Origin of the sequence: Peptoniphilus phoceensis (assembly GCF_001517665.2) — a bacterium.
Lineage (GTDB): Bacteria > Bacillota > Clostridia > Tissierellales > Peptoniphilaceae > Peptoniphilus_A > Peptoniphilus_A timonensis.
The window spans coordinates 215,087-234,251 of sequence record NZ_LN999807.1 but is presented as its reverse complement, the minus strand read 5'-3'; the positions used below and the strand labels follow the sequence as shown (position 1 = coordinate 234,251).

The 19,165-nt window shown below is 31.8% G+C and carries 10 protein-coding genes and 5 pseudogenes; all 15 read left to right on the top strand.

The annotated features are described in order from the left end of the window. Positions 1-200, top strand: a 200-nt coding sequence (locus BN3657_RS02055; protein ID WP_062551566.1) for a hypothetical protein, incomplete at its 5' end; no start/stop codon positions are given. Then, positions 187-1,770: a stalk domain-containing protein gene (locus BN3657_RS02050; protein WP_062551565.1), complete on the top strand. Its 1,584-nt coding sequence runs from the start codon at positions 187-189 to the stop codon at positions 1,768-1,770. The genes BN3657_RS02055 and BN3657_RS02050, both read left to right, overlap by 14 nt. Positions 1,771-1,784: 14 nt before the next feature. Further along, a complete protein-coding gene (locus BN3657_RS02045; RefSeq protein WP_062551564.1) occupies positions 1,785-2,645 on the top strand; it encodes a CD1107 family mobile element protein in 861 nt (286 codons plus the stop codon). 73 nt (positions 2,646-2,718) lie between these two features. Continuing rightward, complete coding sequence (locus BN3657_RS02040; protein WP_062551563.1) at positions 2,719-3,330, top strand: DUF6088 family protein; 612 nt, start codon at positions 2,719-2,721, stop codon at positions 3,328-3,330. Beyond that, the gene (locus tag BN3657_RS02035; RefSeq protein ID WP_062551562.1) at positions 3,323-4,306 is read left to right on the top strand and encodes a nucleotidyl transferase AbiEii/AbiGii toxin family protein; all 984 of its coding nucleotides are present in this window, start codon (positions 3,323-3,325) and stop codon (positions 4,304-4,306) included. The genes BN3657_RS02040 and BN3657_RS02035 overlap by 8 nt, the downstream gene beginning before the upstream one ends. A gap of 93 nt (positions 4,307-4,399) precedes the next feature. After that, a complete protein-coding gene (locus tag BN3657_RS02030; RefSeq protein WP_062551561.1) occupies positions 4,400-6,121 on the top strand; it encodes a DNA topoisomerase 3 in 1,722 nt (573 codons plus the stop codon). Further along, positions 6,114-7,079 carry a DNA cytosine methyltransferase gene (locus BN3657_RS02025; RefSeq protein WP_062551560.1) on the top strand — a complete coding sequence of 322 codons (966 nt, stop codon included), beginning with the start codon at positions 6,114-6,116 and terminating at the stop codon, positions 7,077-7,079. Before BN3657_RS02030 ends, BN3657_RS02025 begins: the two co-directional genes overlap by 8 nt. Before the next feature lie 1,786 nt (positions 7,080-8,865). Beyond that, a pseudogene (locus BN3657_RS08715) lies at positions 8,866-13,341 on the top strand (helicase-related protein); the annotation flags it as partial. Between the two features lie 575 nt (positions 13,342-13,916). Then, positions 13,917-15,587, top strand: coding sequence for a group II intron reverse transcriptase/maturase (gene ltrA / locus BN3657_RS02015; RefSeq protein WP_062551558.1), 1,671 nt, complete (start codon positions 13,917-13,919; stop codon positions 15,585-15,587). Between the two features lie 88 nt (positions 15,588-15,675). Then, positions 15,676-17,049, top strand: a pseudogene (locus BN3657_RS02010) (DNA helicase); the annotation flags it as partial. Between the two features lie 43 nt (positions 17,050-17,092). Further along, positions 17,093-17,749: a hypothetical protein gene (locus BN3657_RS02005; RefSeq protein ID WP_062551556.1), complete on the top strand. Its 657-nt coding sequence runs from the start codon at positions 17,093-17,095 to the stop codon at positions 17,747-17,749. Positions 17,750-17,909: 160 nt separating this feature from the next. Continuing rightward, a pseudogene (locus tag BN3657_RS02000) lies at positions 17,910-18,310 on the top strand (phage holin family protein). Next, positions 18,311-18,574 (top strand): annotated as a pseudogene (locus BN3657_RS01995) (N-acetylmuramoyl-L-alanine amidase); the annotation flags it as partial. Between the two features lie 76 nt (positions 18,575-18,650). Then, a pseudogene (locus BN3657_RS08710) lies at positions 18,651-18,716 on the top strand (hypothetical protein); the annotation flags it as partial. Positions 18,717-18,942: 226 nt separating this feature from the next. Beyond that, positions 18,943-19,092, top strand: a complete 150-nt coding sequence (locus tag BN3657_RS08475; protein ID WP_154664282.1) for a hypothetical protein — start codon at positions 18,943-18,945, stop codon at positions 19,090-19,092. Positions 19,093-19,165 lie beyond the last annotated feature (73 nt).

Sequence of the window (19,165 nt, the reverse complement as noted above, 5' to 3'; positions counted from 1 at the left end):
GAAACAAAAAGAAAAAAATAGAAGAGAAATTGAAAGATTTAAATGCAAGATACAAGGAAATCTGCGATGAAGAAATACAAGTTGAAAATGAAGAAATAATTGTAACTCTTAGGAGGAACAATATTAGCTTGGAAGAATTAATGGAGAAAATTAATGATAGAAAAAAAGAAAAGGAGAACATTCATAATGAAGAAATTTAATACGAACAGACTAAGAGCCTTTTTTATGGCTCTTTTATTAGTTTTAACATCAACCTCAACTACTAATGTACTAGCTAAAGCTGATGATACAGATGGTAGTAAAAAAGTTATAGAAAGTTCAATAAGTAAAATTAGTGATTTAGAAAATCAGATCAAAGACTTAAATGATAAAAAACAAGAAGACCAATCAAAGATAGATGAATTAAAGGAAAAGTTAGAATATTGCAAAGATAATGGAGAAAAACTAAAACAAGAAAAAGCTAAGTTAGAAGAAGAAATTAGAGATAAAGATAATAAGGTTGCTCAATTGAATAAAGAAATTGAGAATCTTAAAAACTCCAATAATGATGAATTAATAGCAGAAATTACTCAGCTTAAAGATGAATTAAAAAGATTACAAGATATAAATGCAAAACTAAAAGAAGATTATTCATCTACAAAATGGGAGTTAGAAGCTGAGAAAGAAAAGACCGATAAAAACGAAAATAAAATCAAAGAAATGCAAGAAAAGCTTGAGTCTTTAGAAGAGGAACTTGCAAAGAAGACTAAAGAAATTGAGGATAAAGATAATAAAATTAAGGGTTTGGAAAAAGCTCTTGATGAAAAAGATACTAAGATAAAAGACCTAGAGTCTAAAAAGAAAGAAACAGAAAATTCTAAGTTAGAATGTTGTAAGAAAATTGAAGAGCTTCAAAAGGCTATTGATAGTTTAAAAGAATCTTCTGAAAATACAAAAAAAGTATTAGAAGAGAAGATTAAAGGGTTAGAAGAAAAACAAAAAGCTTCTGAAGAAGAAATTAAAAAGCTAAAAGAAGAATTAGATAAGAAAATCGAAGAAGCAAAGAAGTTAATCGAGGAAGCAAATAAAAAATCGAAAGAAGAACTTGAAAAACAAGCTAAAGATGAAAAAGACAAAAACCTAAACCAAGACTTATCTAAGAAATTAGATGAACTTCTAAAACTTCAAAAAGAAAACAAAGAGAAGAAAGAAGATAAGAAATCTCAAGATAAGAAGTGGGACGAAATTTTAAAAGCTGATGATAAGAACATCCTAAATCAATTTGATCTTAACAAGATGAAAAAGCAAGAGGAACAACAGGACAAAAAACAAGTTAAAGATGAAAAAGAATTTGCAGTTTTCCAAGTAGACAAAAACTTTTATAACATTATCAACAAAGATGGTAAGACAACAGTCTATATGGATGTAAAAACTTATGTGGATCAAGGAAGAACTATGATTCCAGTAAGATATATTGCTTATACTCTAGGTTTTAATGTTGAGTATGACAACTCTACTCGTGAAGCTATTTTCTCAAACAAAGAGAATAATATCTTAGCTAAAAAGACATTAAGATTAAATATTGATACTGGTGTTATGAAAGATTCAGATGGAAAGGTCTACAATTCAGATGTTAAGCCAGTGATTATAAATGGAAGAATTCATGCTTCAATTTCAAACATTGCCAAAGCTTTCGGAGCAAGTCATGGGGATATTAAAGATGGTAAAAACCAAACAATAGAATGGGACAATACTAGAAAAGCAGTCTATGTATTTAAAAATGTAAAATAAGAAAGGATAGAAAAATGAATATGAGCATTAAACGAGGAGTAGCCATAGCGTTACTCCTTTTTACATTTACAGTACCAGCAACTACATTTGCAATGACAAATGAAGGGAAAATAGAAAGTCAAAACGAATCAATCTATGAACCACAAAAAGAAGAATTTGAAAAAATGTTGAAAGATGATGTTTTTACACCATCAAAAGAAGAAATTCCTTATCAAGATGTTCCAAGAATACCAGGAAATACAAGTGAAGCAAATAAGCCTTCAAATGATTCTCCAAAGAAAACCCCACTTGTAAAAGGTGGTAATACAAAGGCAGTAAATAATCTTGCAACACAAGAAAATAAGGCAAGAGGTTCAGTAATTGAAAATGTAGATAGGAATGGAAAAGATATTACACCAAGTGGAGATACAGAAAAAGATAAAGAAAATCCAGTTGATGTAAGACAATTCTTAACATTTCAAACTAAAAGTGGAAAAACTATGCACCTAATAGTGGATCACTCGTCAAATCAAGATAATGTAAGGTTATTGACAGAAGTAGGGGAGCAAGACCTACTTAATATGATTGAATCAGAAGATAAAAATACTATAAAGGTTGAAGAGCCTAAGAAAGAAGAAGTAAAAAAAGAAGAACCTAAGACTGTTCCAGTAAAAGAAGAAAAGAAAAGCGGAATAGGTTCATTTCTAATTATTGCACTTGTAATTGGAGGAGTTATAGGAGCAGGATATTACTTTAAAGTAGTCAAAGCAAAAGAAGATAGAATGTTGGAAGACTTTGAAGAAGATGATGAAGATTATATTAGTGAGTCAGAAGATGAATCTGACAATGAAGAAAGTCATGAAGAATCTTTAGATGAAGACGATGAACTATTATAAGGATATTAAATTTAAGTACAATTGAACTTTTGTCCCAGATATGATATGATATTTGGGACAAAGGAGGATTGTAATGAGTTCATATACAGAAAAAATATCAGATAAAATAAATGATTTTGACTCACATAAAGTATTTTTTGCTAATGACTTTTTAGATATTGCTTCTTATGAAACTGCTAGAAAGACATTGAATAGAATGGTTAATGAAAGAAAAATTAAGCGTGTCATTGATGGCTTTTATTACAATCCAAGATATAGTGAATTAATTGGAGAGTACGAAGCAGTATCAATTCACGAGTTGGCACTTGCTATAGCAAGAAAATACAATTGGAATATTGCACCATATAATAGCACAGCCTTAAACTTATTAGGACTTTCAACACAAGTTCCAACTCACTATAAATATATATCTAGTGGAAGATATAAAGAATATAAAATTGGAGATACGGTTTTAGAGTTTAAAAAAGTAAATTCTGGAGAAATTGCCAATATGTCTTTGAAGACAGCAACAGTTATTCAAGCAATTAAGTCTTTAGGTAAAGAAAATATAACCAACGAAGTTATACAAAAAATAAGAGAAAACTTAACTGAAAAAGAAAGAAAAGACTTAATGAATGAGTCAAAATCAGTTCCATCATGGATATATGAAGTAATAAGAGAAATTTCTGAGGGTAAAAATGAATAAGTTTTATATAGGAAACAAGGACGATTTGAGAGTTTTAATAGTCAATACTGCAAGAAAGAAAAATATATCTGAAGCAGTCATTGAAAAGGACTATTGGGTTACTTTTATCTTAGGCTATCTATTTAATGAAAATAAATGGAAAGAATATTTTACTTTTAAAGGCGGCACATCACTTTCAAAGTGTTTTAGACTTATAGAAAGATTTTCAGAAGATATAGATCTAATCTTAGATTGGCGAGTATTAGGTTACGAAGAAAAAGAACCTTGGTTAGAAAGATCAAATACTAAACAGGATAAATTCAACAAAGAAGTTAATAAAAAGACAGAAGAATTTTTAAGAGATGAATTTTTAAAAGTTTTAGAACAAGATTTAAAGGACATGGACTTTGAATTTTCCGTAGATAGTATAGATCCACAAACAATTCTATGTAAATATCCTAAAATCTTTGAATCTAATTATTTAACACAAAATATAAGGCTTGAAATAGGAAGTCTTGCAGCATGGACACCTGCAATTGAAGTGGAAATCCTGCCAATAATTGGAGAAGTCTATCCAAATGTTTTTAAAGAAAAAACTAATATAAGAACAGTATCAGCAGAGAGAACTTTTTGGGAAAAAGCAACAATTTTACACCACGAAGCAAATAGACCAGAATCTTCTCCTATGCCACATAGGTATGCAAGACACTTTTATGACTTATATAAAATAGCAAATTCAGATTTCAAAGACAGAGCCTTAGAGGATAAGGAGTTATTAAAGAAAGTAACTGAATTCAAAATGAAATTCTACCCTAGGAAGTGGGCAAGGTATGAAGAAGCATTAGATGGTAGATTAAAGTTTGTTCCAAGAAACTACCGACTTTCTGAAATAGAAAAAGATTATAAGGCTATGTCAGAAATGATATATGGAGAATATCCAAACTTTGAAGAGATTATAAAAGTTCTTCAAGAACTAGAAAAAGAAATTAATAAGTAAATCGAATTCTCCCAAAAATAATATAATATTCGGGAGAAATACTTTGAGCGAGAGAGAAATCTTTCGCTCTTTTTTTTATTTATGGAGGTATTAATGAAGTTAGTAATAGCAGAAAAGCCAAGTGTAGCAGTTACAATTGCAAAAGTAATTGGAGCAAGAACAAGAAAAAACGGATATTATGAGGGAGGTGGATACATTGTTTCTTGGTGTGTCGGTCATTTAATTCAAATGGCAAGTCCAGATAAGATTGATGAAAAATGGAAGAAATGGAGAATAGACACTCTTCCTATAATTCCAGAAGAATATATTTATGAAGTATCTAAAAGCACTAAAAAACAATATGGAGTTTTAAAGAAACTTTTAAACGATAAGAACATCGACACAGTTATAAATGCTTGTGATGCTGGAAGAGAGGGAGAACTTATTTTTAGGCTTGTATATAATCAAGCTAAATGCAAGAAGAAAATTCAAAGACTTTGGATATCTTCAATGGAAAACAAAGCTATTGAAGATGGCTTTAGAAATCTTAAAGATGGAGAAAACTTTGAAGACTTATATAGATCGGCAAGTGCAAGAGCTATTGCAGATTGGCTGGTAGGAATGAATTTAAGTAGGCTTTATTCTTGCATTTACAAGGAAACATATTCAGTTGGTAGAGTACAAACACCAACTCTATATTTAATAGCTAAAAGAGATAGCGAAATAAATCTATTTAAGAAGCAAAAATATTATACAGTTGACCTATCTTATGGAGGATTGAAACTTGTATCAGATAGAATTGATAAAATTGAAGTTGCAGAACAATTATTAAACTTGCTAGAAGATGAAATAGTTATTACAGAGGTAGAAGATAAAGAAATAAGCACAAAACCAGATAAGCCTTATGATCTCACTACCTTACAAAGAGAAGCAAATAAATATTTTGGATATTCAGCAAATGACACTTTAAATCTGGCACAAGGCTTGTATGAAAAAAAGCTAATCACATATCCAAGAACAGATAGTAGGTATTTAACCGATGATATGGTTACTACTATGAAAGAATTATTGGAAGGACTTGAAGAAGATTTTAAAATCAATGAATCAAACTTTAAGTCTATTTTTAATTCATCTAAAGTTACAGACCACTATGCAATTATTCCTACTATATCAGGTATTGGAAAAGCCAAAGATTTAACTGATAAAGAAAGTAAAATCTATAATCTAATTAAGGATAAATTACTTGCTTCATGTTCGGATAACTTAAAGGAATCTAGTAGAAAAATCAGATATGAATATGATAAATTTAACTTCAATGCAAGTGGCAAGACTATAATCGATGAAGGTTATACCAAGTATCTAAAGAGCTATGGAAAAGAAAAACAAAAAAATGAATTACCAGATATAAAGACTGGAGATAAAATTAAGCTAACTTCTAAAAATATATCGGAGAAATTCACCAAAGCCCCAAGTCATTATAATGAAGATACACTTTTAAAGACTATGGAGAATGCAGGAGTAGAATCTTTGGATAAAGCTATAGAAGTAGAAAGAAAAGGCTTAGGAACACCAGCTACAAGAGCAGGAATTATCGAAAATCTTATCCATAAGGATCTTATAAGAAGAGATAAGAAAAATCTACTTGTAACAGAAAAAGGCAATAGACTTGTATCGATTGTAGAGGATAAGTTTAAATCAGCAGAAACAACATCTGAATGGGAAATGAAACTTGCAAAGATTAGCTCTGGCGAAGTTGATAAAGAAGACTTTTTAAGAGAAATAGAAGATAGTATAAAGGAGCTTGTAGATAGGTACAAGAATAATCTAAATGAATAAGGTAAAAATATTAGAGCTTTTCGGCGGCATAGGTGCTATTAGAAAGGCTTTTATTAATTTAAAGATACCTTATGAAGTTGTTGATTATGTAGAAATAGATAAGGCTTGTGTTAAATCATATAATGAACTTTATGGAGAAGATTATAAGCCAAAATCAGTAGTAGGATATAAAGTACCTAATGAGAATATAGACTTAATAATGCATGGAAGTCCTTGCCAAGACTTTTCAAGAATTGGAAAAAAGCAGGGAGGAGTGAAAAACTCAGGCACTAGATCAAGCTTACTATTTGAAACAATTAGAATAATCAAAGAAATGAAAGATAAACCTAAATGGATAATTTGGGAAAATGTAAAGGGAGTCCTTGATAGAAATATGAGGGACTCCTTTTTTATTTATCTAAAAGAGCTAGAAAACCTTGGATATGAAAGCAAATATGAAATCTTAAATGCAATGGACTTTGGGATACCTCAAAAAAGAGAAAGGATATTTGTTGTTTCATGTCTTGGAGCAAATAACTTTTCTTTTAATAAATTGGAGAGGAAAGAAACTAGACCACTAAGTGAATTTTTAGAAAAGGATGTAAGTGAACTTTACACAATGACCCAACCTTATATGCTGAAATTTTTAAATAAAGGCATAGATAACAGTTTTAGAGGGCGACTAAAAGTGATTAAAGATTTTTCTTATACTATTTCTACAAAACAAATGAGAGTACCTAATTCTGGAATAATAGATATTGGAAATGGTCAGTATAGGTATTTAACAGAAAGAGAATGTTTAAGACTCATGGGTTTTGATGACAGTGATATTGACAAACTAGAAGAAGTACATCCAAGAAGAAAAAATTGCACTTCAAGTAAACTATATAAGCAGGCCGGCAATTCTATTGTGGTTGATATTTTAATGGCTATTATAAAAGAAATTCATAGAATGGAGGTAGAAAATGCAAGTAAATGATTTTAAGAATATACAAGAGGCAATAAAGTATGAAGTGTTACAAGATGAAAAAGAATATTTAAAGCTCTTAAAAGTTATAGGCAATAACCAGAAATATGATTTTTCTAGCCAATTAAGCATATATAACAAGAAACCTGAAGCTAGAGCTTGTGCGACTTTTGATATGTGGAAAAAATATTTTGGTCGAGTTGTTATGAGAGGTCAAAAGGGCATTCCAATTTTAGTTGGAAGTGATATAAATCAAAGAATTTCATATATTTTTGATATTAGTCAGACAACATCAATGGATAGGAATATTAATGAGGTTAGCTTATGGCAGTTTGACCATGAAAACCATAAGGAGGCTTTAAAAGAAATAATAAGAGATTCTTCATTTGAAGCTAGTGATTCACTCAATGAAAATATATTTTCTTTAAGTCGAATTTATGGAGATGAATACATTAATTTGGCACTTGCTGATTTGAGAATAGATATAGAGGATAGACTAAGTTTTGAAAAGTTTATGAGAGACTCAATATCCTATGCGGTAGCTAATAGGTTTAATACAGTTTATCCTATGGATATGGAAAATTTAAAAAATAATTTTTCGAGGATTAATACAATTTCTTTAGAGCAGATAGGTCTTGTAATATCAAGGGTTAGTGAAGATATTATAGATAACACAATAGAAAAATCTAAGGAAATGGATCGAGCTAGGCTGCTGACAGAAAGGGCCGGTGGCGACTATAATAGAGATATAGAAAATATAAACGAAGATAGAGGAGGTCAAAATGATTTATATAGACGAGATGATAGGTCAAGAAGTAGAGATGGACGAGTTTTCACAGATGGAAGCGACAGAGGAAATAGCGATGAAGATCGAAGAGAAAACATTGGACATGATGGAGAAGGATCTGGAATTTATGGAGAGATTTCCGAATCCAACATACGCAGTTCTAAGACTGTCTTACCTGGTAGGGAGCGAGGACATGGAGAACTGGAAGAAACTTCAAGAAATGTACGAGGAGAAAACACTTTTGAACCACCTGAAGGAAATTCAGACTCAGGCAGTGGACTATATCAAGAGAGAGAAAGTCAAGATGATGAAAGCACAAGGATTGACAGAGAAGATGATGAGAGAAAATCCAGAGAAATTCCAAGGACAGATGAACAACTTGATTGCAACAGTGAAGAGAATGGCAATCAAGGAATACGTGGAAGCGTAGAAAAGGAAATAAGCCAAGAAAAGGAAGCTGATGAAGCTTCTTTTTTTGATGGCAAAAACACTGAAAACAGAAAAGATTATTGGATTGTAGAATTTAATGAAAACCACGAATTAGTTCCCGATTATAGTGGACAGATAGTAACCAAAGAATTAATAAATGTCCTAAGACAAAAGGATATTGATGTTAAAGACCATAATCAAACTCTTGGAGAAAATGAATTTGGAGAAATGACTGATGATTATATCGGATATTTCAAATTCTATTTTGACCACTATGTAGACGGCGAAGTTGTCGAACATTATAGGGTTGACCTTGGTGATGGTGAAGAAGTAAATGAGCGTGAATTTTCATTTTTAGAAGAGCAAGTTGAACTAAGTGAGGAAAATTCCTTACAAGAAGAAGTTAAGGAAAAGATAGAGCCTAAGTTTAAAATAGGAGATCAGGTTAGGTATAAAGATAAAGAATTTACCATTACAGATTTTGATGAACTTAGTGGAGGACTTAAAACTGTAACCATTAGAGATAATATGGAATATATGGGAGGTATGATTAGGGGTTCGGAAGTAATTCCATATAGAAACGATTCATACCTGGAAGAAATCTTTGAAAATATAAGTCAAACATCAGAAAAACTAGCGGTAAAGGTTGGAAAAGAATTTATTTTAGAAGATGAGAATACCTTTGATGGAATTAACTTAATTGAAACTGGAACTAAGGTAGAAGTTAATGGGGAAGAAATTCCTTTATATAAGGGTGAAACATTTGAAGAAAGTAGAAAGATTGATGACCTTTTAGATAGTGGAAATTATGAGATATACAAATTATCTGAACATGAAAATCAAATTGGAACAGAAGTAGAGCAAGAAAGCTTTATTGATAACTACAATCCTGAAATTGACCAAATGATGGATAGGTATGATGTCCCAAGGGAAGCAGCCGAAAACTTATTGAGGGGTAAAGAGGATTTAAAAAATCTAGGCTATGAACCTAATAAGGAAAGGCTAAGCTTTGCTAGAAATTATGACTTGAAAAATCATATCTACTCAGAATACCTAACACCATCAGAAAAGCTAGATAAAAATATAAAAGCTATTAAAATGCTAAAAAGACTTGAAAATGAAAACAGGAGTCCAAGAGAGTATGAACAAGCCTATCTTGCTGACTATCTAGGTTGGGGAGGTCTTGCCGATGTCTTTGATGAAGAAAAGGGAGGTCAATGGCTCGAAGCAAGAAATATTTTAAAAGAAAATCTAACAAATGAAGAGTATTTGAATGCTAAAGAGTCTACTTTAACATCCTTTTATACACATAGAGAGGTAATGGATGGAATATATAAGACTCTAACAGATATGGGTTTTAAGATTGGGAATATCCTTGAACCATCTGCAGGGGTCGGTAATTTTATTGGTAATATGCCAAGTGAAATAAAAGGCTCTAAAGTATATGGAGTAGAAAAAGATAGTCTAAGCGGAAGAATAGCAAGAGAACTTTATCCTGAAGCTAATATTCAAATTAAAGGCTTTGAAGAAACAAACTTCTCAAATAACTTTTTCGATTTAGTTATAGGAAATGTTCCCTTTGGAGATTTTAAAGTTAACGATCGTGAATATAACAGAAATAACTTTCTGATTCACGATTATTTTTTTGCAAAGTCAATAGATAAGGTTAGGAATGGAGGAATTATTGCCTTCATAACTTCATCTGGAACTATGGATAAAAAAGATGAATCTGTTAGAAAATATATTAATGCAAGATGTGAGTTTTTAGGAGCTATGAGGCTTCCTAATACAACATTTAAAGGACTTGCTGGTACAGAAGTTACTTCAGATATTATTTTTCTAAAGAAGAGAGACTCAGTTATAGAAAGAGATGACGATTGGATTCATCTAGGAACTGATAAAAAGGGTTTAACTTACAATAAATATTTTGTAGATAATCCTCAAATGGTATTAGGGGATATGAAAGAAGTATCTGGAAGATTTGGAAATACAATTACTTGTGATGAAAAAGAAGACGAAAAGTTAAAAGATTTAATGGATCTTGCAAGTAAGGAAATATCTTCAAATTCAAAATATGAAGAGGTCGAACTATTGGAAGATGAAGAATTAAGTCTTCCAGCGACAGATGATGTTAAGAATTTTTCCTATACCATTATTGATGAAGAGGTCTACCTAAGAGAAAACTCAGTCTTAATTAAGCAGAATATATCAGATAAAAATAAAGAAAAGATAAAAGATTATCTTGATGTAATGAATGCTTTGAAAGATGTAATAGAAAAACAAAAGGACGATTTTTCTGATGAAGAAATAAAAGAGTCACAAGCAAAGTTAAATGAAGTCTATGATAACTTTTCAAAGAAACATGGCTTTATTAACTCCTTATCAAACACTAGAGCCTTAAAGGAAGACTCAAACTTTCCTTTGGTATCATCAATAGAAATACTTGATGATGAGGATAATTTCAAAGCTAAGAGTGATATATTTTCAAAAAGAACAATAACAAAGGCAAAAGTAGTAGACCATGTAGATACTTCCCTTGAAGCCTTAGTCTTATCAGTTTCACAAAAGGGATATGTAGACTTTGAATATATGGAATCTATAACAAGTAAAGATAGGAACACCTTAATTGGTGAGCTTGAGGGCGAGATATTTTTAGATATTAAGGATACAGACCTAATAAATAACAGAATGCCCTTTGAAAACTTTAACAATGATGATCCCTTTCATTTTTCATATGTATCAGCTGATGAATATTTAAGTGGCAATATTAGAGAAAAGATTGGTTACCTCAATTCATATATCGGAGAAATTGAAAATGTAATAGATTTAGCACCTTCTGAAAAGAAAGACACATTATTAAACGAGTTAGGCAAACTCAAATATCAAAGAGAAAAATTACAAGAAGTTATGCCTGAAGAACTCACTGCTTCTGATATAAATGTAAGGTTAGGAGCAACCTGGATACCTCAAAAAGATATAGAAGACTTTACTTTTAACCTTTTAAAAACACCAGGTTATGATAGGTGGAATATAAATGTTAGGTTCTCGCCACACTCAAGTGAATGGAATATTGAGGGTAAAAGTGTTGACTCAACTAATGACCTTGCTAACATGACTTATGGTACAAGTAGAGTGAATGCCTATAAGCTAATTGAAAATGCCCTTAATCTAAAAGATACAAAGGTATTTGACCAAGTAATAAATGATGATGGTTCTAAGACTTCTGTATTAAACAAAAAAGAAACTATGCTTGCAAGTCAAAAGCAAGAACTGATTAAAGAAGAATTTAAGAATTGGATATTTGAAGATCCTGATAGAAGATATAGGCTAGAAAAGATTTATAATGAAAAATTCAACTCAATTAGAAATAGAGAATTTGATGGTTCTAACTTAACATTTGATGGAATGAATACAGAAATCAGACTTCGAGAGCATCAAAAAAACGCCATAGCAAGAACTCTTTATGGTGGAAATACACTACTTGCCCATGTAGTAGGAGCAGGAAAAACTTTTGAAATGGTAGCTTCTGCTATGGAATCTAAAAAGTTAGGACTTGCAAGTAAATCATTATTTGTAGTTCCTAACCATCTAACTACTCAAATTGGTAGGGAGTTTATGCAATTATATCCGTCAGCAAACATTATGGTGGCCGATAAAAAAGACTTTCAACCGAAAAATAGAAAAAGATTTATTGGAAGGATTGCAACAGGAGAATATGACGCAGTCATCATAGGACACTCTCAATTTGAAAAAATACCAATGTCTAAGGAATACCAAGTTAGACATATACAAGACCAAATAGACGATATAGTTTCCTTTATTGATGAGAACAAAAGAAATAGAGGGGAAAATTTCACAGTAAAACAACTGGAAAAGACAAAGAAGAAACTCTTGGTAAGACTTGAAAAACTAACTGATGACTTTAAAAAAGATGATGTAATAACCTTTGAAGAACTAGGAGTAGATAAGTTATTTATAGACGAAGCTCATAATTACAAAAACCTATTTTTGCATACAAAGATGAGAAATGTTGCGGGTATCGGTCAGAGTGAAGCCTTTAAGTCTTCGGATATGTATATGAAATGTAGGTATATGGATGAAATGACAGATGGAAAGGGAGTTGTATTTGCTACTGGTACACCAATATCAAATTCAATGACAGAGCTTTATACCATGCAAAGATACCTTCAATATGACGATTTAAAGGCAAGAGGATTAGAACATTTTGACGCTTGGGCTTCTACTTTTGGAGAAACAGAAAACACCTTTGAGTTATCTCCAGAAGGTACTGGATATAGGCAAAAGACAAGATTTTCAAAGTTTTATAATTTGCCAGAGTTGATGTCTATGTTTAAAGAAGTAGCAGATATAAAGACTTCAGATATGTTAAATTTGCCAGTACCAGAAGCAAATTTTGAAGTTATTAAAACAAAACCTACTGAGGAACAAAAAGAAATATTAGAAGCCATTTCAGAAAGAGCTGATGCGGTTAGAAATAACCAAGTAGAGCCAACAGAAGATAATATGCTAAAGATTACAAATGATGGCAAAAAACTTGCCCTAGACCAAAGATTAATAAACCCACTACTTCCCGATGATCCTAATTCAAAGGTTAATGTATGCGTTAAAAATATCTTTTCGATCTGGGATAAGACAAAAGAAAATTCATCGACCCAATTAGTATTTTCGGATATGTCCACACCAAAAGGAGATGGAGAATTTAATATCTATGATGATATTAGAAATAAGCTAGTGAATATGGGAATACCTAAAGAAGAAATAGCCTTTATTCACGAAGCAGATACAGACAAACAAAAAGATGAATTGTTCTCTAAGGTAAGAAGAGGAGAAGTAAGAGTATTATTAGGCTCTACTCAAAAAATGGGAGCAGGTACAAATGTACAAAATAAGCTAATAGCCTTACACGATTTAGACGTCCCTTGGAGACCGTCTGACCTAGAGCAAAGAAGTGGTAGAATTGTTCGTCAAGGTAATGAAAATGATAAAGTCAATATCTTTAGATATGTAACAGAGAATACATTTGATTCTTATTTGTGGGTGCGACATGAAGTCGCTTAATTTAACTGTTTGGCAAAATGACCAAACCAACTGTTCCGTTAGTTGAGCCGAGTATCGACTGCACTTAGGTGTGGTAAGCCGATATTAAAGTAGCCCTACTTGAGGTAAAACCGTGAGGGAATACCGAAACTGCTAGCAACAAGGTGGTTAGGGAGCGAGGCTTGATAATATGGCTAACATATGTGAACTACTGATAAATGTCGTTAAGGCGAACAGGCTAAAGTTGCTGATAAGCCTGAACAAAATGGTGTGTAGTCGGATAATTCTTTCCACAGTGGGATTACACGGACAAAAAGACTACCGGCAGAGAGGTAGAGCCTAAGTTATCAATGTTAATTAAGTGAAACATGGTAAGCCTGTACTATTGCCATAAGGCAAGGCAAATCGTAAGAAATGCTGATAATGGTGCAGGTAAAGGAGAATGGAAAAAGCGAATGCCATCTTGTAATGAGATGGATAGGGGTTCAAAATTTGCCCTAACTTGAAAGAGTGCAGACTTCCATTTGGTTTTTAATCACAAGAGAACTTGTAGAATTTTTGAAAGGAGAAAGCAAATGAACAGTAAAATGTGTGCTACTACTAACAGAGCTAAAAACTGGGAAAGTATAGATTTTTCTCTAGCAGAAAGCTATGTTAAAAAACTACAAATGCGTATTGTGAAAGCGTGGAAAATGAGTAAATATGGAAAGGTAAAATCTTTACAACATTTACTCACAACTTCATTTTATGCAAAAGCCTTGGCTATTAAGAGGGTAACTGAAAATCAAGGCAAGAAAACAAGTGGTGTAGATGGCGAATTATGGCTAACACCACAGGCAAAGTATAAGGCGATAGAAAAGTTAAATTTAAGAGGATATAAACCTAAGCCTCTTAAAAGAGTGTATATACCAAAGAAAAATGGCAAGAAAAGACCTCTCAGCATTCCTACAATGACAGATAGAGCAATGCAAACCCTATATAAATTTGCACTTGAACCCATAGCAGAAACTACTGCTGACCCTAATTCTTATGGATTTAGGGCAAAAAGATGTACACAAGATGCTATCGAGCAGTGTTTTACATCACTTAATAAAAAGAAATCTGCAAAATGGGTACTTGAGGGAGATATAAAAGGTTGTTTTGATAATATAAGTCATGAATGGATATTAAATAATATCCCAATGAACAAGAAATTATTAAAACTTTGGCTTGAGTGTGGATATATAGAAAAACAAAAACTATTTCCAACAGAAACAGGAAGTCCCCAAGGCTCTCCAATATCACCTATTATTTCCAATATGGTATTAGATGGTTTAGAAAAAGCAATCAAAGAGAAATACCATAGAAGAACAGTAAATAAGAAAACATATTTCCCAAAGGTTAACTTTGTTAGATATGCAGATGATTTCATCGTTACAGGGGAAAGTGCAGAATTACTTGAAAATGGTGTAAAGCCAATCATTGTAAAATTCTTGGCTGAAAGAGGTTTAGAATTATCAGAGGAAAAGACACTCATAACACACATAAATGACGGTTTTGATTTTCTTGGAGTTAATATTAGGATGTATAAAGATAAGTTGCTTACAAAACCATCTGATAAGAACTTTAAGGCTATTGTCGATAAAATCAGACGAATCATAAAAGATAATCCGTCAATGAAACAAGAAATTTTGATTAGAAAATTAAATCCAATCATTATAGGTTGGGTAAACTATCAGAAATATAATGTTTCATCTAAAACCTTTGAAAAACTTGATTATGAAATATATAAAAGCTTGTGGACCTGGTGCGTTCGTAGACACCCAAAGAAAGGTAGAAAATGGATAGCTAAGAAATACTTCCATACCATTGGAAATAGAACCTGGACTTTCAGTGTAGCAACTGGCGACAGAATGGAAAATGGCGAGAAATACTATCTTCGTCTTAAATATGCTACAGACACTGATATTAAAAGATTTACCAAAATACAAGCTGAAGCAAATCCATTTGATGAAAATTGGCAAATATACTTTGAAGAAAGAGAAGAGTTAAAAATACGAAACGAACTTAAAGGACGTACAGTTATAAATAGACTGTATAAAACGCAAAATGGAATATGCCCTGTTTGTGGAGAGAAAATAACTATTGATACAGACTTTAGAGTACATCAAACAATTCAAAATAATATTACTCTTAAAACTTTAGTACACCCTTGGTGTCATAGAAAATTGCATATAGATGATGAAGAAAACACGCTGGCTCTTTAATTAGGGCTTATAAAAACTTGAGCCGTGTGAGGGGAAACTCTCATGCACGGTTCTTAGAGGGGAAAGGGATAGTAATATCCCCGACCTACTCGACCAGACAATAGAGAATAAGCAGAAATTCATATCCCAAATTATGACAAGCAAGACGCCTGTGCGTGTTGCAGAAGATGTTGATGAAGCAAGCCTATCTTATTCAGAAATTAAGGCTTTAGCCACTGGAAATCCTTTAATTAAAGAAAAAATGGATTTAGATAACGAAGTTACAAAACTAAAAATGCTGGAAGCAAACTACAAGTCTAATAAATATAAGCTTGAAGATAAGGTAAATAAAATTTATCCTCAAAGTATTTTAAAAACTGAAATGGAAATACAAGCAGTTAAAGAAGATATTGCAAGTGTTGAGAAATTAGGAGAAGGAGATAGTAAATTTACTTCAATCAGTCTTGGTGCAGATAAAATTTTAGATAAGAAAGAAGCTGGAGAGAAGCTATTAGAAGAAATAAAAAAAGTAAAGATAAATGATAGCAAGGTCATTGGTAAATATAGAAATTTAGACTTACAAGTTTCATATAACTTTATGACTAATACTCATACCTTTAAACTCCTAGGAAAAGCAGAATATTTCGGAGAGCTTTCAAACTCTACTGATGGTAATATAACAAGGCTTGATAATGCCATTGAAAAAATGCCCGCAAAGCTTGAAAGATTAAATCAAAATCTTGAAAACTATAAAGAATCTTTAGAAAATGCCAAAGTAGAATTGACCAAACCATTTGAAAAAGCAGATGAGTTAAGGGATAAGACACTAAGACTAGCTGAAATTAATAAACTTTTAGATATGGGAGAAGTAGAAGAATTAGAAAATCAATCACCACTATTAGAAGATTTAAAAAGGGCGATAGTTGATTATTCTAACTATGAGTTTTCAGAATCTAATAGCTATGAAGACTTTGACAAACTATACCCTGATTTAAGCCATATAGGACTTGCCTATACAGAAACACCAGATGGTAAGCACTCTATTCAATATGAGGTGAATTTGGAAGAAAAAACATGGACTCAGTATGTAGATAATGTTGCTATTAGAACAGAATCTTTTGTAGAAGAAGATATATCTAATTCACAAGCTCTTAAAGATATGACTGAAGCCATAAAGATGTCAAGTTTTGATGATTTGGTATCAGTAGATGAAGAAGATTTAAAACAAGCCTTAGGCTTAGAAATAGATGATGACGGAAACTTCTATGACCCACTAGCAAAAGATCTTGATAATGATGGAATACCAGATAGGTATGACAATGATTTTAAAGATAGTGATTACTTTGAATCAACTTATGATGTAGAGGATAATCTTCACGCAAGGGAAGAGAAACCATCAATATTGGGACAAATATCAAAATTCAAAGCGGAAGAAGAAAAAGATAAAAATCAAGAAAAAAGTGAAAAAGGACAAGAACGATAAAGGAGGGCGAAAGGCTCTCCTTATTTAGTACAAGGAGGAAATTATGGAATACAAAGATATTAGAGAAAATTTAGAAGAAATGATGAATGATAACTACAAGGATTTTATAAAAGCACTTGTGAGCATAGAAAAAGGTGTTACTGATGAAAAGGCACTTGAAGAAGTCTACGTTTTATATATGAACAATGACACAACAGGTCTACTAAGTGATGACTTTGACTATATGATAGATGATATGAAAGAACAGGGAAAGCTTATTGAAAATACCAATGAACTTGAAGAAAAAGATGACCTCATAAATCTCGTGGGTAATATATCTGGAAAAGTAGAAAATCTTGAAAGAGAAAATGTTAATGGAGAAAAATTCAAGGTAAGCAATTTCTCAATTGTTTCTAAAGATGACGATGGGAATAAAATTTATACCAATTGTTCAGCTTATGGAGATAAGACAAAAGATGTAGAGAACCTAAAACAAGGAGATTTTGTTAAAATATTCGGACAAGTAAAAACAAGTATTGATAACAACGGGAAGGAACATAAGAATGTCCGTATTTTATCTTCTAAGCTCTTAAAAGCAAAAGAACAAGTAAAGAGTCAAGATAAAGATAAAAAGTCCATATTAGGGCAAATAAAAAGCTTTAAGACAGATGACAAAACTAAGTCAACTAAGAAAGACCATAGCAAAGGTACAGAGAGATAAATATCGGCAGTCTTCGGACTGCCTTTATTTTTTTGTCATATTGAAACAGATTGTATAATGACGTAATACCTTGGAACAATTAATAACTTATCAAGTCCAATATTAAAAACGGCAGATAAAACAATGAAGATAACATATACCTTAACAGAGGAGGAATAAAATGAACAAATTCTTTGAAATACTAAAAGTATGCTTTACAGCTATCGGAGGATGGTTGGGATTTTATCTAGGAAGTGTAGATGCTTTCATCTACACACTACTCGCTTTTGTGATAGCTGACTATTTAACAGGAGTTTTAAGAGCAGGAGTCGAAAGATAGCTATCCTCATCCATATGATTTAAAGAGATAGCTAAAAAGATTATGATTTTTATAGTTGTGGGAATAGCAAACCTATGTGATGTAAATTTAATTAAAGGTGATGGAACAATCATAAGAACAGCCATCATTTTTTTTATATAGCAAATGAGGGACTTTCTATACTAGAAAATTCTGTAGCACTAGGATTGCCAGTACCAGAAAAGTTAAAGACACTATTAAAACAATTCAAGGAGGAGAAATAAATGAGTAATAGCCCATTAGTACAAGCAACAATTCTATCACCGAACCATAGTGGAAGAAGAAATCAGAATATAACAAAAATTGCTATACACCATGCAGCTGGAGTTATAAATGGTAGAAATCTTGCTGGAGTATTTGTGCCAAGGTCAAGACGAGCATCTGCAAACTACAATTTAGGATCCGATGTAGTAGTTGTTTTAGGGGTAGATGAATCTAACAGAGCCTGGACAACTTCATCTTCCTGGTGTGACAATCGATCAACTAGCAAGAGAATTTATAAATGGAAAATGGAAAATGTAGAAATGGAGAAGAAAGAAAAAAAGATTAACCAATGCTGGATATGATTATCATGTTTTTCAGAGAATAATGAATGAAGTTTTATGTAGTAAAATAATTTTATTAAACTAAACAAAGCAAAATAATCACTTAGGGTGTGTAATATCACGAAAAGATAGAAATAAAGAACAGTTTATTACTTATATACAAGCCTCAGCTAAAGAATCAAGATAAAAACTATCAATAATTTTATAAATATTTGACAAAAATAGAAATATATGATATTAATAAGTCAAGACATATTGTACATTATGTTATGGTCAATCGTTTTCAACTTAAAAATTTATTAAGGAGGTAAATGATGGGTAATTACGATGTAGAAACTAGAAGTGTGGAGTGCTGGGTAATTTGCGGTGGAGGATGTGCGCTGACTTGTTTTGCTGATTCAGGAGTACCTGTGTTAGATGCAGTTGGCATATCACTTTCTTATAATGATGATTTAGCTTAAAATTTAAAAGCATAGTGAACTCTTGAATTATAGGGGTCACTATGCTTTTTTACATAGTTAGTGGATTTGTATG

What these genes read in the sequence shown, in the direction of transcription:
- BN3657_RS02050 (WP_062551565.1), top strand. Translation starts at nt 187, where the DNA reads ATGAAGAAATTTAATACGAACAGACTAAGAGCCTTTTTTATGGCTCTT.
- BN3657_RS02045 (WP_062551564.1), top strand. Translation starts at nt 1,785, where the DNA reads ATGAATATGAGCATTAAACGAGGAGTAGCCATAGCGTTACTCCTTTTT.
- BN3657_RS02040 (WP_062551563.1), top strand. Translation starts at nt 2,719, where the DNA reads ATGAGTTCATATACAGAAAAAATATCAGATAAAATAAATGATTTTGAC.
- BN3657_RS02035 (WP_062551562.1), top strand. Translation starts at nt 3,323, where the DNA reads ATGAATAAGTTTTATATAGGAAACAAGGACGATTTGAGAGTTTTAATA.
- BN3657_RS02030 (WP_062551561.1), top strand. Translation starts at nt 4,400, where the DNA reads ATGAAGTTAGTAATAGCAGAAAAGCCAAGTGTAGCAGTTACAATTGCA.
- BN3657_RS02025 (WP_062551560.1), top strand. Translation starts at nt 6,114, where the DNA reads ATGAATAAGGTAAAAATATTAGAGCTTTTCGGCGGCATAGGTGCTATT.
- ltrA (WP_062551558.1), top strand. Translation starts at nt 13,917, where the DNA reads ATGAACAGTAAAATGTGTGCTACTACTAACAGAGCTAAAAACTGGGAA.
- BN3657_RS02005 (WP_062551556.1), top strand. Translation starts at nt 17,093, where the DNA reads ATGGAATACAAAGATATTAGAGAAAATTTAGAAGAAATGATGAATGAT.
- BN3657_RS08475 (WP_154664282.1), top strand. Translation starts at nt 18,943, where the DNA reads ATGATGGGTAATTACGATGTAGAAACTAGAAGTGTGGAGTGCTGGGTA.